Below are 13,882 nucleotides of genomic sequence, written 5' to 3'. Positions count from 1 at the left end.
ATACCTCCGCACCAGCGATAGGCGATAGCTCATGGCCGAAACCCCTGAAGAGCCCACGTTCCAGCGCCTCGGACCGGTGAACTGGCTGCCCGAGGAACGCAAGGTCGTCGAGCGCTACGACGCGGAGGTCAGAGAGCTGCGCCGCCGGCTGGAGATCGCCGAGGCCAAGGCCGCCTACGCCACCTGGAAGCTGGAGGCCACCCAGGCCAAGCGGACCTTCAAGCTGGGCGAGGCCATCGGGTCCAAGAGCCCCGGCAAGGTGCTGGAGGCGGTCCGGTCCAAGGAACGCGCGCCCAAGCCGCCGATGCCCGTCAACGAGGCCATCGAGCAGGCCGGCAACCGGCCGCCCGAGGTCAAGGTGCCGGCGGTCAAGTGGCCCGCGGGCCCGGTGAACCGCCCCGACCTCAAGGTCGCGGTCATCCTGGACGACTTCTCCAGGATGGCCTTCCGCTACGAGTGGGACCAGATCGAGTTCGGGCTCAAGGACTGGCCGGAGATCTTCGCGGAGAAGCGGCCCGACCTGCTGTTCTGCGAGTCGGCCTGGCACGGCAACCAGGGCCGCTGGCGCTACCAGATGACCGGCACCAACGCGCCCAAGGAGCCGCTGCGCGAGCTGGTCGCCTGGTGCAGGGCGGAGGGCATCCCCACGGTCTTCTGGAACAAGGAGGACCCGCCGAATTTCGACTTCTTCATCGACACGGCCAAGCTGTTCGACTACGTGTTCACGTGCGACGGCGACATGCTGCCGAAATATCGCGAGATTCTGGGGCACGACCGGGTGGACGTGCTCCAGTTCGCCGCCCAGCCGCGCGTGCACAACCCGATCCAGCAGCGCGAGGGCCGGCTGCACGATGTGGTCTTCGCCGGCATGTACTTCCGCGACAAGCACCCCGAGCGCCGCGAGCAGATGGAGACCGTGCTCGACCCGGTGCGCGAGCTGGGCCTGCACATCTTCGCCCGCAACGGCGAGGTGGACGAGAAGTACGCCTGGCCGGAGAAGTACCGCCCGCACATCGTGGGCGAGCTCCCCTACGACCAGATGCTCGCCGCGTACCGGATGTACAAGGTCTTCCTGAACGTCAACTCGGTGCTCGACTCGCCGACCATGTGCGCCCGCCGCGTGTTCGAGCTGTCGGCCTGCGCCACCCCGATGGTGACCGGCTGGTCGCGGGCCGTGGAGGAGACCTTCGGCGAGCTGATCCCGATCGCCCGCGAGCCCATCGAGTCGTACAACCAGGTGCTGCACCTGATCAACAGCCCCGAGCTGCGCGCCCGGATGGGCCACCTGGCGATGCGCGAGGTGTTCGACAAGCACCTGTTCACCCATCGGGTGGACCAGGTGCTCCAGCTGCTCGGCCGGCCGGCGACGCCGCGCTCGCGGTCGATCTCGGTGGTGCTGCCGACCAACCGGGCCTCCCAGATCGAGCACGCGATCTCGTCGGTGGCCAAGCAGATCCACCGGCCGCTCCAGCTGATCATGGTGCTGCACGGCCTGGACATCGACCCGGTCGTGGTGGCCGACAAGGCGCGGATGGCGGGCGTCACGGACGTGACGGTGCTCCCGGCCGACCCGAGCCTGTCGCTGGGCGCCTGCATGAACCTGGGCATCGACGCCGCCGAGGGCGAGCTGATCGCCAAGATGGACGACGACAACCTCTACGGCGAGCACTACCTGTCGGACCTGGCCCGCGCCTTCGACTACACCGAGGCGGAGCTGGTCGGCAAGGGCGCCCACTACGCCTACTTCGAGGGCTCCAACACGACCATGCTCCGCCTGCCCGGCCTGGAGCACCGCTACTCGTTCCTGGTGCAGGGCGGGACGTTCCTCGGCACGGCGGACATGTTCCGCGCGTACCGCTTCCCCGACCTGACCCGGGGCGAGGACACCCACCTCGTCCGCCGGCTCAAGGAGGACGGGGTCAAGATCTACTCGGCGGACCGGTTCAACTTCGTCTACTGGCGCAGCGCCGACGCCGCCATGCACACCTGGCAGGCCGACCACATCAAGCTGACCAGGAACGCCCAGTTCTCCTTCGTCGGCCGGCCCGACGACCACGTGCTGATCTAGACGTGCGGTTCTAGACGGCGGCGCGCGAGAGGTTCTGGTCGGCGAGCCGCCCCAGCTCCAGCAGGCCGGTGCGCTTCACCTCCCGGCCGACGACCATGAGGCTCATGACGAGCCCGCCTCGCCTGATGGTGACCGTGCCGATCTGGGCCTGCCGGTCGCCGCCCGAGGCGGTGGTGAGGTAGGCGCGCGACTCGTCGCCCTGCCGAGGCATGGCGAGGTCGCGGGTGTGGTAAGTCACCTCGGTGCCGCGCACCTGGGCGCGGTAGGTGTCGCACTGGCCCGGCAGCGGGCCGGGGAAGTCGGCGGCCGGCAGCGCGACCACCGCCTGGGTGATCGCCCCGCGGTCCGAGGTGAACCCGATCACCGCCGCCGGGGCCTTGGCGATCTCCGGCCGGGCGGCGTCGAGCTGGGCGGCCCCCGCGCACTCGGGGTGCTCCAGCTTGGCCTGGCGGATCGCCTCCAGCCCCTGCTTGGTGGACTTGAGCTCCCCGTACGTGCCGACCTCCGGGCCGTACGCGACCTTCATGCCCTTGGGCACCGGCAGCAGCGCGGCGCGGAGCTTGGCCGACTCGGCGGGCGAGGGCGGCGAGGGCGGGGTGGACGCGGCGGGGGCCGGTGCGGCGGCCTTCTCGGACGAGCAGCCCGCTATGACCGTCATGCTTAGAAATACGGCGGAAAATGCCTTAAGCATGAGTTCTCCATTTCACTTCAACGACATCGTTCAGACGTTAAGGGAAACGCGCCGCCCGGACCCTGCCAACGGCGTTATCCATGGGTTCGGCGGCTTCGGCTGGAAACCCTTCACAAGCCCGTCGAGCAGCAGTTACATCCTGGTACGAGCCCGCGCGCGGAGATTCGGCGGCATTTCTCCTACGGCATTCCCCGTAACAGGGAGCGCAAAGTCTCACCCACCCGCCGCGCGCCTCACGCGGGCCTTTTCCGGCGAGTCCTGATGATCGCCGCATGGGGGACATCGGCCGTTCGGCGGCGGGACGCGAACTGGGCATGGGGCGCGCCATCTCGCGCCGCGACTTCTTCGACGGGGTGGCCGTGGCGGCGGGGGCGGCCGCCCTGGCCGTGCCCGGACAGGCCGGAACGGCCTACGCGGCCGCGGCCGCGCCCGGGGCCGCCGCCTTCCGCGGGGGCACTTCCCAGGCGCTCAGCGTGCTCCACGCGCTGCGGGACGGCCGTTTCTGGCAGCACGCCGACCCGCCCGTGCCCACCGGCGAGACCTACGACCTAGTCGTGGTCGGGGCCGGGCTGAGCGGGGTGAGCGCCGCCCACGAGTGGCTGCGCCGCCACCCCGGCGCGCGGGTGCTGATCCTGGACAACCACGACACGGCCGGCGGTCACGCCCAGCGTCCGGGCTCGGGGACGACGCCGGCGCCCGCGACCTGGACCACGGAGTTCGGCGAGCTGCTCGACCGGCTGGGCGTCGCGGCCGCCCCGTGCCAGGAGTGCGGCGCGGACGACAGCGTGATGTGCGACCGCGAGACGTTCCCGGTCGAGACGCTGGTGAGCACCGACGCGCCGGCCGAGGGATGGATCGGCCGGCTGCCCGTCGCCGACGCCGCCAGGGAGGACCTGCTCCGCCTGTACGCGGGCCCGCCGGACCCGTTCCCCGGGCTCGCGGCCGAGGACAAGCAGGAGCGCCTGGCCGGCCTCACCTACTCCCGCTACCTGCTGGAGACGCTCCGGGTGCACCCGGACGCCGAGCGGTTCGTCAGGACCATGCCCAGCGCGGCCTGGGGGTACGACACGCGGGCCCTGGGCGCGGTGGACGCCTGGGGGCTCGGCTATCCGGGGTTCGCCGGGCTCGGCCTGGACGTGGGCAAGCCGTCGCGGTACAACGCGCCCACGGTCGCCAAGGAGTGGGGCACCACCGGCCGGGTCGCGCACCTGCCCGGCGGGGTGCACGGGCTCGTCAGGGCGATGCTGGCCGAGATGGGCGGCAGGGCGAGGCTCCGGCTGTCCAGCCCGGTCGTGTCGGTGCGCAACGACGGCCCGCCGGAGACCGCGACCGCCGCCACGGTCGGCTACTTCGACGGTCACGAGGTCAGGTCGGTGGGCGCCGGGGCGGTCGTCCTGGCCTGCTGGCACGCGGTCGTCCCCTACCTCGTCCCCGACCTGCCCGGCGACCAGCGCGAGGCGCTGAGCGCGGCGGTGAAGACACCGCTCGTGGAGGCCGTGGTGCGGCTGCGGAACGGGGACGCCTGGGGGCGGCTCGGCGTCGCGCGCACCCGCTGGACCGGGGCGTACTGGTGCATGAGCGAGCTGGTGCGGCACGCCGGCGACGGCGTCACGGCGCGCCTGGTGTCCGCGCCCTGCCGGTCGGAGCTGGGGCCGGTCGAGGGGGCGGCCGAGGGACGGCGGGCGCTGCTGCGCACCCCGTACGAGGCGCTGGAGTTCGGGGCGCGTGACCAGCTCGCGCGGCTGCTCGGGGCGGGCGGGTTCGACCCGGGCCGGGATGTCGAGGCGGTGACGGTCTACCGGTGGGGTCATGGTTACTCGCCCGAGTACGGCCGTCCGTGGCACGCGTTCCATCCGGACGGGCCGTCGCCGGCCGAGGCGGCGCGCCGGCGGTTCGGCCGGATCGCACTCGCGGGGTCGGACGCGGCCCCCTCGGCCAGGGCGGACGCGGCCGTCAGCGCCGCCTGGCGCGCGGTCGGGGAACTGGCGGGGTGAGGCAGGCGGTAATACCCTCGTGTCCTACTCGAAGCCTTCCTGAGGCCTGCATCGGTAATCGCGTAAAACATCCCTGTTGCTCCCACTGCAGCGGATGCTTAATCGGTGCTAGTCTCCTGTGCGATCTTCCGGAGGTGTATTCACACAGAGGTTGTGAAAATGCCCTCGACTCCGAGGTTGGGACATGGGCTCGCAAAACCGGTCAATTCGGTTCAAGATCTTCTTATTGCTGCTGTTACCCCTCCTGTCCTTGAGCGCGCTCTGGGGCTTCGTGCTCAACCTCACCGTGAGCGACGGATGGGCCCTGCTCCGCGGCGACACCCTTTACCAGACGGTCGGCGTCACCTCCACCGACCTGGGCGTCGAGCTCCAGGCCGAGCGGGAACGCTCGCTGCTCAAGCTCACGGACGGTGAGCCCAGCGCCGAGCTGGGCGAGCAGCGCGGGCGCACCGACACCGCGGTCAACGCCTTCCGCGAGGCCGTCACCGAGGCAGGCGACGAGCTCACCGACGACATGCGCACCCCGCTGAACACCCTGCAGGCCGAGCTGTCGCGGCTGAACGCCATCCGCTCGGGCATCGACGGCGGCTTCAGCACCAGGATGCTCGGCCTCAACGAGTACAACCGGCTGCTCGACGCCATGTACCGGTTCTACGACCACCTCGCGCCCGCCCCCGAGCTGGCCATCTACCAGCAGGTCGCCGCGCTGCAGACGATGAGCAACGCGCACGAGTTCCTGCTGCGGGAGCAGGCCCTCATCCGGGCCGCCCAGCTCGACGGCCGGCTCACCGAGCCCGAGGCGGCCGCGTTCACCGAGTACGCCTCGTCCAGGAAGTTCCTGCACGCGCGCGGCCAGGCGGGCCTCGACGTCGAGCTGCGCCAGCCGTACGAGGAGCTCTTCAGGAGCGAGTCGTTCCTGACCTTCGCCACCATGGAGGCCCGGATCATCAGGGCGGGCGCGCCGCCCCCCGACGCCGCCGCCTGGAACGCCGCTGCAGGCAAGGTGATCGCCGACCTCGACGCCATCAGCGGCCAGACGGCCGCCAAGCTCGGCGGCAGGGCGGCGGACGCGGCCACCGCCACCAGGATCCAGATCGGCGTCGCGGGCGGCATCGGCATGATCGCCGTGCTGGCCTCGATCGTCATCTCCGTGCGCTTCGGCCGCCGGCTCGGCGCGGAGCTGGCCGGGCTGCGCTCGGCCGCCGTCGAGCTGTCCGAGCGGCGGCTGCCCGACCTGGTCAGGCGGCTCAGCAAGGGCGAGGAGGTCGACGTCGCCGAGGCGACCAAGCCGATCCAGGTCAGCGGCTCCGCCGAGATCAGCGACGTGGCCGGCGCGTTCGGCGCGGTCCAGGAGACCGCGGTGCGCGCCGCGGTCGGCCAGGCCGCGCTGCGCCGCGGGCTCGGCCAGGTCTTCCTCAACCTGGCCAGGCGCAAGCAGGGCCTGCTGCACCGCCAGCTGTCGGTGCTCGACGGCATGCAGCGCCGCACCCACGACCCGGACCAGCTGGAGGAGCTCTTCAGGCTCGACCACCTGACCACCCGCATGCGGCGGCACGCGGAGAGCCTGATCATCCTGTCCGGCTCGGCCCCCGGGCGGGCCTGGCGCAAGCCGGTCCCGGCTATCGACATCGTCCGGGCGGCCATCGCCGAGGTGGAGGACTACACCCGGGTCGACGTGGCCAGCATGCCCGGCAGCGCGATCGACGGCTCGGCCGCCGCCGACCTCACCCACCTGATCGCCGAGCTGGTGGAGAACGCCACCATCTACTCGCCGCCCGACACCACGGTCCAGGTCCGCGGCGACCGGGTCAGCAACGGCTACTCGGTCGAGGTGGAGGACCGCGGGCTCGGGCTGCAGCAGGAGGAGTACGACGCGTACAACCACGTGCTGTCGGACCCTCCGGAGTTCGACCTGGCCGACAGCGACAGGCTCGGCCTGTTCGTGGTGGCCAAGCTGGCCCAGCGGCACGCCATCAAGGTGCTGCTGCGGCGCTCACCGTTCGGCGGCACCACCGCCATCGTGTTCGTGCCGGACAGGCTCGTCTCCGACCAGCAGGAACTGCCCGCCGCCGGGAACGACGGGCTGCCCTCGCTGCCGAGCCGGACCAGGAAGAAGGCGCTGGCGGTCGTGAGTGGCACGCACGCGGGCTTGCCAAGGCGGGTCCGGCAGGCCACATTGTCATCTCGGCTCAAGGACGGCACGCCGCCCGAGCCGGAGCCCGATCGGAAGAACGAACGCTCTCCCGACGAGGTGCGCGACCTGTTCTCCGCGTTCCAGCGGGGAACCCAGCGGGCCCGAGAAGAAGCTGATGAGGAGGGGGAGGCATGAGTGTGCCGACGACCAACACCGGTGAGCTGAACTGGCTCCTTGACGACCTGACGACCCGGGTGGGCGCCGTCAGGCAGGCGGTCATCCTGTCGACCGACGGCCTCGCCGTCGGTTACTCCAAAGGGCTGACCCGCGAGGACGCCGAGCATCTGTCCGCCGTGGCCGCCGGTTTCCAGAGCCTGGCCCGGGGCACCGGCCGCCACTTCGGCGGCGGCGACGTCCGCCAGACCATCGTGGAGATGGAGTCGGCGTTCCTGTTCGTGACGGCGGCGGGCCAGGGCACGTGCCTGGCGGTGCTCGCCGACGCCAACGTCGACGTGGGTCACATCGCTTACGAGATGGCGATGCTGGTCAAGCGGGTGGGCCAGCACATCACGACCAACCCGCGCATGTCATGAGCGAAACCCCGCAGTGGCTGGACGAGGACGCGGGGCCCATCGTGCGGCCCTACGCCCTCATCCGAGGTCGCACGAGGTCATCGGGGGCCAATCTCGACCTCGTCGCCACCGTCCGCGCCGTGGGGGACGCTCCTGATGACCTCTCCCCCGAGCAGTCGCTCATCCTGAGGGCGGCTCGCGCCCCGATCTCGGTGGCCGACGTGGCCGTCGAGATCGACCTGCCTGTCGGCGTCGTGCGGGTGCTGCTGGGCGACCTGCGTGACCAAGGCCTCATCTCGGTGTCGGCCCCCTCAGCGGCGGGATCGCGCCCGAGTGAGGGCATTCTCAAGGAAGTGATCAATGGACTCCGTGCTCTCTGAGGACCCCGTCGCGCTCAAGATCCTCATTGCCGGCGGCTTCGGCGTCGGCAAGACCACCCTGGTGGGGTCGATCAGCGAGATCAAGCCGCTGCGCACCGAAGAGGTGCTGTCAGACCGCGGGATCGGCGTCGACGACATCGACGGCGTCGAGGCCAAGACCACCACGACCGTGGCGATGGACTTCGGCCGCATCACCATCCGGGAGGGGCTGGTCGTCTACCTGTTCGGCACCCCCGGCCAGGAGCGGTTCTGGTTCATGTGGGACGAGCTGTCCTACGGCGCGCTGGGCGCGGTCGTGATCGCCGACACCCGGCGGCTGACCGACTGCTTCCCCTCCGTCGACTACTTCGAGCAGCGCGGCACCCCGTTCGTGGTGGCCGTCAACTGCTTCGACGGCGCCGAGCAGCACAGCGTGGACGACGTGCGGATCGCCCTCGACCTGGACGACGACGTGCCCGTGATGCTGTGCGACGTGCGCCGCCGCGCCTCGGCCAAGGAAGTCATGATCACGCTCGTGGAGCACTCGCTCCGCACGCTGACCACGACCGGTTAGAGCGCGCGCAACCCGCTGATCACTTCGCGCAGGAGGCTCTCCGTGGGCGTCGCGGCCTTGGACCGCGGCGCCTTCACCGTCACCAGGTCGTAGTCGATCAGGTCACCGATCAGCACCCTGACCACCGCCACCGGCAGGTCGAGCTCGCCCGCGACCTCGGCGACCGGCGTGGCGTGCCGGGCCACGCAGCTCAGCAGCCGCCGGTGCTGGACGCCCAGCTCCGCCTTCGCGGGCGCCGGCCGGCCGGTGAGCGACACGGTGGCCAGCAGGTCGAGCCCGGTGGACAGCGCCTTGGCCGCGGGCCTGGTGCGTCCGCGGGTCACCGCGTACGGGCGCACGACCGGCCCGGCCTCCTCGTCGACCCACTCGTGCTCGCGACTCACGATGGCCTCCCCCCGTCCGGGTCACTGCTGTCTTCACGTCCGCGCTGCCAGCCCGACTGGAGCGAGGAGAGCAGCGCCCTGGTCTCCTCCGGCGAACGCTCCGGCGCCGGCCGCTCCTGCTCCGCGGCGGCCGGGGCGGCGTCCTGCGGCGTCTGCTGCTTGAGCCGCTGCGGCAGGTTGGCCTGGCGCACCCGGCGGGGCAGGCCGGCGCCCGCCGACGGCTCGGGGGCGCGCTTGGTGGTCCGGACCCGGCGCGGCAGCTGGCCCGGCCCGGGACTCCTGGTCTCCAGGGGCGTGCCGTTCTCCGGCGGGGCGTCCCTGCCGACCACCGACACGGTGACGGACTCCAGCTCAGGCGGCTCCGGCGGGCGGATCGCGGGCATCGGCTGGATCAGGTGTACGGGCACCAGCACGATCGCGGTGGTGCCGCCGTACGGCGACGGCTTGAGCGTGACGCTGACCCCGTGCCTGGCCGCCAGCATGCCGGCCACCGCGAAGCCGAGCTGCTCGGTCCGCGCCGGGTCGAACTCGGGCGGGCTGGCCAGCCGCCGGTTGACGGCCTCCCTGGCCTCGTCGCTCATGCCCAGCCCGCGGTCCTCGATCTCCACCGCGAAGCCCTTGCCGACCAGGTCACCGCGGACCGACACCTCGCTGCCGGGGGCGGAGAACGTGGTCGCGTTCTCGATCAGCTCGGCGAACAGGTGCATGAGGTCGGCCACCGCCTCGCCCGCGACGCCGCACTCCGGCATCGGGTAGACGCGCACCCGGGGGTACTCCTCGACCTGGGCCGCGGCCCCGCTCAGCACGTCCTCCACGCCGATCACGCCGCGCCAGCGCCGACCGGCCGCGCCGCCGGACAGCAGCACCAGGCCCTCGGCGTGCCGGCGCATGCGGGTGGTCAGGTGGTCCAGTCTGAACAGGCGCTCCAGCGCCTCCGGCTCCTCGGTCTCGCGCTGCATCTCGTCCAGCAGCTTGAGCTGGCGCTGGACGAGCGACTGGCTGCGCCTGGCCAGGTTGCGCAGCGCCTCGGCCACGCCCTCGCGCAGCCTGGCCTGCTCCACGGCGGCGTCGACCGCGGTGTGCCGTACGGTGTCGAACGCGGCCGCCAGGTCGGCCACCTCGCCAGTGGCGCCCGCCTCCACCTGGATCGGCGGCACCTCGGCCGCCGGGTCCACCGGCTCGCCGCGGCGCAGCTTGGAGACCACGCCGGGCAGCCGCACCTCGGCCAGCTCCTGGGCGGAGCCGCGGAGCGCCGCCAGCTCACGGGAGAGCCGCCGGCCGACCCGTACGGAGATGACGATGGAGAGGACGACGGCGATCAGGCCGAGCACGCCCGCGATGACGGCGTTGACGATGATGAGCATGCCGGCGGGCTCCATCCGCCCCAGCAGCACGTCACCGGACCTGTAGAGGCCCTGGGTGTACTCCTCCAGCACCGGCTCGACCATGCCCCGCCACAGCTGCATGTCGACCGGCTGGCCCCCGACGTAAGAGTGCAGCGCCCGTTCCATGGAGCCGTAGGCGCCGGAGGCGGCCATCTTCTCGAACGGCGCCCGCATCTCCTCGTCCAGGTTGGCCATGGCCTTGGGGAAGAGGTACGTGCGCGCGCCGTCGATGCCGGACAGCAGGTGGACCTCCGCCATGGTCCACCCGTCGCCGCCCCCGACGGAGTTGCCGGCGACGATCAGGGCGTGCTCGCGGCTGAGGAGCTCGCGCACCTGCGAGGCCATGATCAGGCCCTGCGCCTGGCGGGCGAGCTCCACGTCGGTGCTGACCGTGAAGGCCGAGTAGAGGCGGTCGAGGGTGTCCGGGATGGTGGCGTACTCGGTGATCAGGGCGTGCGGGGTGAGCGCCCGGTCGTCGACCTTGCTCCTGATCGCCGACAGCCGGTCGATGGCGGTGAAGACCTCGGCGAGCCGGGCCTTCATGGTGTCGTCGAGCGCCGCCTGGGTGTCCTCGGCCATGGCGCCGTCGGTCAGGTTCTTCCTGACGCGGTCGACCTTGGCGCGGGCGTCGGTCAGTTTCTTGCCGTCGGTCGCGGCGCCTGACAGCATCTCGGCGGAGGCCAGGCGCTCCGCCTGCAGATTGACCACCAGGAAGTCGGCGTGATCGATGATCCCGGTCCAGAAGGTCTCGACCTTGAGAAGGTTGAGCGCGTCCCTCGACGTCGTGCTGGCGGCGAATCCCCAGAGCGCGACCAGGGAGACCAGCGGGATGACGAGCAGCGTCGAGATCTTGAATCGGATGGATCTGCCCGATGCCATGACACCTGCTCCCGGATAGAAGATCGCGGGAGAGAATAGCACTCATCGAGGCCGAGATAAGATCAACTAGCGATAAATCTGTGATATGTCGGAAATTTGAGGACGCTACCGCTCCAGGCCACCCGCAGCAGCCAGACCGCCAGCACGGCCAGCAAGGCCACCTCCGCGCCCAGCAGCGCCCGCTCCACCAGCCCGATCAGGACCCGCTCCCCCGGCAGCGCCACATACGTGATCGCCAGCACCCCGAGACCGCCCGCCAGGGTCACCCACTCGACCGTCCTGGCCACCGGCTTCCACGTCGCGTCACGGGCCAGCCGGGGCACCAGCAGCGCCCCCGCCACCGGCAGGCTGACGAACGCCGCGATCGACACGTACCGGTGGATCTGGGCCGCGAGCGTCAGGTCCTCGCCGAACGGCGAGGTCGGGATCGCCGCCGCCACCAGCAGCGCGCCCGACCACACCAGGAGCAGCCGCTCCGGCATCCCCCTCACCGGAGCCCCCACCGACCGCAGCCCCGCCAGCAGCGCCAGCGAGCCGAGGGCGACCACCGCCATCGCGGCCTCCGTGACGCCCCCGCGGTCGGCCACGGCGAACTCGCTCACGGTCACGTTCAGCGGGTCCAGGTACGGGTCGGGGTCGAACTGCCCGACGACGATCCCGGACACGCCGACCGCGAGCGCGGCGAGCGCGACGATCGGATAGGCCCTCGGGCCCAAGGGGACCCGGACGCTCCGGGACGTCTCCCTGATCACTGCGGTCATGGCATCGAGTCTTCCCGGGGCGCGGCCCGGGGACATCCGGCGTCGTCCCCTACGTCACCCTGATCGATCCCTGAGTTGCCGGGCCGCGCTGTCGAGGAGCATGTCCAGGGCCGCCGGGTAGCCGCTGTCGTTCATCCTGGCCACCAGGTAGGGGGCCGTGGCGGCGATGTGCGGGTGCGTCTCGGCCGGGAGGCGGGCGTAGGTCTCCTGCCAGACCTGCTCGTCGGCCTCCCTGACCGCCTCGGGCAGCGCCAGCGACGCGGCGTCGAGGACCGCGAAGGCCAGGCTCTGGTCGATGAACGCCTGATAGACCCGCACCGCGTCGGGGTCGGCGAAGCCCGCGGTGCGCAGGATGCCGAGGATCGTCTCGTCCACCGCCACCTCGTGCGGACGCCCCGCCACCCGGCTGGCGGTGAGCACGGCCGCCTGCGGGTGGGCCAGATAGGCCCGGTAGATGCTCAGCCCCAGCGCCCGCAGGTCGGCCCGCCAGTCGCCGGCCGCGCGCCAGCCGTCCAGCGCCGCGGCGAACAGCGCGTCGGCGATGGCCAGGGTCAGGTCGTCCATGCCGCGGAAGTAGCGGTAGATCGTGCTGGCGTCGGCGCCCAGCGCCAGCCCGAGCCGTCTGGCCGTCAGACCGGCCGCGCCGTGCTCCCTGAGCATGCGCAGCGCGGTCTCGATGATCAGGTCATGGCTGAGCACCTGGCCCTGGCGGGTGGGCCGGCGCCGCCGCCGGGCCGCGTCGGGCACTACGCGCTTCGGCATCCCTCTCCTTATGCCAACACCATTGACGTTGATGAGCTTAATGGCATTTCCTGGACGCGCACCCCCCTCTACCAGGAGAGATCATGCGTATTCTGCTCGTGGGCGCCGGCGGTGTGGGCACCGCCGTCACCCGCATCGCCAGTCGCCGGGAGTTCTTCGACCATATGGTGGTCGCTGACTACGACCTGTCCAGGGCGCAAGCGGCGGTCGCCGCGCTCGACCCCCGCGAGACCCGCTTCACCGCGGCCCGGGTCGACGCCTCCGACCGGTCCGCCGTCATCGACCTGCTCCTCGACCACCGGTGCGACGTCCTGCTCAACGCCACCGACCCCCGCTTCGTGATGCCGCTGTTCGAGGCTGCGCTCGCGGGCGGGGCCCACTATCTGGACATGGCGATGTCGATGTCCAGGCCGCACCCCGAGCAGCCGTACGAAAAGGTCGGCGTGATGCTCGGGGACGAGCAGTTCGCCCGCGACGACGACTGGCGGCGGGCCGGCCGGATCGCGCTCGTCGGCATGGGCGTCGAGCCCGGCCTGTCCGACGTGTTCGCCCGCTACGCCGCCGACGAGCTGTTCGACGAGATCGAGGAGATCGGCGTCCGCGACGGCGGCAACCTCACCGTCGACGGCTACGAGTTCGCCCCGTCGTTCTCCATCTGGACCACGATCGAGGAGTGCCTCAACCCGCCGCTCGTCTACGAGCGTGACCGCGGCTGGTTCACCACCGAGCCGTTCAGCGAGCCCGAGGTGTTCGACTTCCCCGAGGGCATCGGCCCCATCGAGTGCGTGAACGTCGAGCACGAGGAGGTCCTGCTGGTGCCCCGCTGGGTGGACGCCGGACGGGTCACCTTCAAGTACGGGCTCGGCGAGGAGTTCATCTCCCGGCTCAAGACCCTGCACGAGCTCGGCCTGGACGGCACCCGCCCGGTCACCGTGCGGACCGACCGCGGCCCCGCCCAGGTCTCGCCGCGCGACGTGGTGGCCGCCGTGCTGCCCGACCCGGCCGAGCTGGGCGAGCTGATGCACGGCAAGACCTGCGCCGGCACCTGGGTGAAGGGCGTGAAGGACGGCCGGCCGCGCGAGGTGTACCTCTACCACGTGGTGGACAACCAGTGGTCGATGCGCGAGTACGGCTCGCAGGCCGTGGTCTGGCAGACCGCCGTCAACCCCGTGGCCGCCCTGGAACTGGTCGCCACCGGCGTGTGGACGGGCGAGGGCGTGCTGGGCCCTGAGGCGTTCCCGCCGCGCCCGTTCCTGGACCTGCTGGAGGCGTACGGGTCGCCCTGGGGCATGCGCGAGCAGTGATCGGCGGACCCGGGAG

Annotated in this window: 12 protein-coding genes; 7 read left to right on the top strand and 5 right to left on the bottom strand. The window is 71.4% G+C overall.

The window, feature by feature from the left end:
* Positions 1-31 precede the first annotated feature (31 nt).
* Positions 32-2,068 (top strand): glycosyltransferase, encoded by a 2,037-nt coding sequence (locus tag ACGFI7_RS31300; RefSeq protein ID WP_393410842.1) that lies wholly within the window; start codon positions 32-34, stop codon positions 2,066-2,068.
* Between the two features lie 10 nt (positions 2,069-2,078).
* Here the strand turns inward: ACGFI7_RS31300 and ACGFI7_RS31295 are convergent, their stop codons facing one another.
* Positions 2,079-2,726 carry a hypothetical protein gene (locus ACGFI7_RS31295; RefSeq protein ID WP_393410840.1) on the bottom strand — a complete coding sequence of 216 codons (648 nt, stop codon included), beginning with the start codon at positions 2,724-2,726 and terminating at the stop codon, positions 2,079-2,081.
* A 305-nt stretch (positions 2,727-3,031) separates the two neighbouring features.
* Here ACGFI7_RS31295 and ACGFI7_RS31290 point away from each other — a divergent pair, with 305 nt between their 5' ends.
* The 5 genes from ACGFI7_RS31290 (at position 3,032) to ACGFI7_RS31270 (ending at position 8,392) form a co-directional block, all read left to right on the top strand.
* Positions 3,032-4,753 (top strand): NAD(P)-binding protein, encoded by a 1,722-nt coding sequence (locus ACGFI7_RS31290; RefSeq protein ID WP_393410838.1) that lies wholly within the window; start codon positions 3,032-3,034, stop codon positions 4,751-4,753.
* A gap of 226 nt (positions 4,754-4,979) precedes the next feature.
* On the top strand, positions 4,980-7,082 hold the full coding sequence (locus tag ACGFI7_RS31285) for a nitrate- and nitrite sensing domain-containing protein (RefSeq protein ID WP_393410836.1): 2,103 nt from the start codon (positions 4,980-4,982) through the stop codon (positions 7,080-7,082).
* The gene (locus ACGFI7_RS31280; RefSeq protein ID WP_393410834.1) at positions 7,079-7,480 is read left to right on the top strand and encodes a roadblock/LC7 domain-containing protein; all 402 of its coding nucleotides are present in this window, start codon (positions 7,079-7,081) and stop codon (positions 7,478-7,480) included. Before ACGFI7_RS31285 ends, ACGFI7_RS31280 begins: the two co-directional genes overlap by 4 nt.
* The gene (locus ACGFI7_RS31275; RefSeq protein WP_393410832.1) at positions 7,477-7,839 is read left to right on the top strand and encodes a DUF742 domain-containing protein; all 363 of its coding nucleotides are present in this window, start codon (positions 7,477-7,479) and stop codon (positions 7,837-7,839) included. The genes ACGFI7_RS31280 and ACGFI7_RS31275 overlap by 4 nt, the downstream gene beginning before the upstream one ends.
* The gene (locus ACGFI7_RS31270) at positions 7,820-8,392 is read left to right on the top strand and encodes an ATP/GTP-binding protein (protein ID WP_393410830.1); all 573 of its coding nucleotides are present in this window, start codon (positions 7,820-7,822) and stop codon (positions 8,390-8,392) included. Before ACGFI7_RS31275 ends, ACGFI7_RS31270 begins: the two co-directional genes overlap by 20 nt.
* On the opposite strand, the gene ACGFI7_RS31265 is transcribed toward ACGFI7_RS31270, so the two are convergent.
* From ACGFI7_RS31265 to ACGFI7_RS31250, 4 genes are all read right to left on the bottom strand, one after another.
* Complete coding sequence (locus ACGFI7_RS31265; RefSeq protein ID WP_393410828.1) at positions 8,389-8,775, bottom strand: DUF742 domain-containing protein; 387 nt, start codon at positions 8,773-8,775, stop codon at positions 8,389-8,391. The genes ACGFI7_RS31270 and ACGFI7_RS31265 overlap by 4 nt on opposite strands.
* On the bottom strand, positions 8,772-11,039 hold the full coding sequence (locus ACGFI7_RS31260; RefSeq protein WP_393410826.1) for a nitrate- and nitrite sensing domain-containing protein: 2,268 nt from the start codon (positions 11,037-11,039) through the stop codon (positions 8,772-8,774). Before ACGFI7_RS31260 ends, ACGFI7_RS31265 begins: the two co-directional genes overlap by 4 nt.
* A gap of 62 nt (positions 11,040-11,101) precedes the next feature.
* Positions 11,102-11,800, bottom strand: a complete 699-nt coding sequence (locus tag ACGFI7_RS31255) for a DUF998 domain-containing protein (RefSeq protein ID WP_393410824.1) — start codon at positions 11,798-11,800, stop codon at positions 11,102-11,104.
* 54 nt (positions 11,801-11,854) lie between these two features.
* Positions 11,855-12,562, bottom strand: a complete 708-nt coding sequence (locus ACGFI7_RS31250) for a TetR/AcrR family transcriptional regulator (RefSeq protein WP_393410822.1) — start codon at positions 12,560-12,562, stop codon at positions 11,855-11,857.
* Positions 12,563-12,645: 83 nt separating this feature from the next.
* On the opposite strand from ACGFI7_RS31250, the gene ACGFI7_RS31245 reads away from it, so the two are divergent.
* On the top strand, positions 12,646-13,866 hold the full coding sequence (locus ACGFI7_RS31245) for a saccharopine dehydrogenase family protein (RefSeq protein WP_393410820.1): 1,221 nt from the start codon (positions 12,646-12,648) through the stop codon (positions 13,864-13,866).
* The last annotated feature ends 16 nt before the right edge of the window (positions 13,867-13,882 follow it).

This window comes from Nonomuraea sp. NPDC048826 (assembly GCF_043198225.1).
In the GTDB taxonomy this organism is placed as follows: Bacteria; Actinomycetota; Actinomycetes; order Streptosporangiales; family Streptosporangiaceae; genus Nonomuraea.
This window is presented reverse-complemented; position numbering and strand designations above follow the sequence as displayed.

Excerpts from the sequence above, each read along its gene's own strand:
- ACGFI7_RS31275 (WP_393410832.1), top strand. The coding sequence starts at position 7,477 with ATGAGCGAAACCCCGCAGTGGCTGGACGAGGACGCGGGGCCCATCGTG.
- ACGFI7_RS31270 (WP_393410830.1), top strand. The coding sequence starts at position 7,820 with ATGGACTCCGTGCTCTCTGAGGACCCCGTCGCGCTCAAGATCCTCATT.
- ACGFI7_RS31260 (WP_393410826.1), bottom strand. The coding sequence starts at position 11,039 with ATGGCATCGGGCAGATCCATCCGATTCAAGATCTCGACGCTGCTCGTC.
- ACGFI7_RS31255 (WP_393410824.1), bottom strand. The coding sequence starts at position 11,800 with ATGACCGCAGTGATCAGGGAGACGTCCCGGAGCGTCCGGGTCCCCTTG.
- ACGFI7_RS31295 (WP_393410840.1), bottom strand. The coding sequence starts at position 2,726 with ATGACGGTCATAGCGGGCTGCTCGTCCGAGAAGGCCGCCGCACCGGCC.
- ACGFI7_RS31250 (WP_393410822.1), bottom strand. The coding sequence starts at position 12,562 with ATGCCGAAGCGCGTAGTGCCCGACGCGGCCCGGCGGCGGCGCCGGCCC.
- ACGFI7_RS31280 (WP_393410834.1), top strand. The coding sequence starts at position 7,079 with ATGAGTGTGCCGACGACCAACACCGGTGAGCTGAACTGGCTCCTTGAC.
- ACGFI7_RS31245 (WP_393410820.1), top strand. The coding sequence starts at position 12,646 with ATGCGTATTCTGCTCGTGGGCGCCGGCGGTGTGGGCACCGCCGTCACC.
- ACGFI7_RS31290 (WP_393410838.1), top strand. The coding sequence starts at position 3,032 with ATGGGGGACATCGGCCGTTCGGCGGCGGGACGCGAACTGGGCATGGGG.
- ACGFI7_RS31300 (WP_393410842.1), top strand. The coding sequence starts at position 32 with ATGGCCGAAACCCCTGAAGAGCCCACGTTCCAGCGCCTCGGACCGGTG.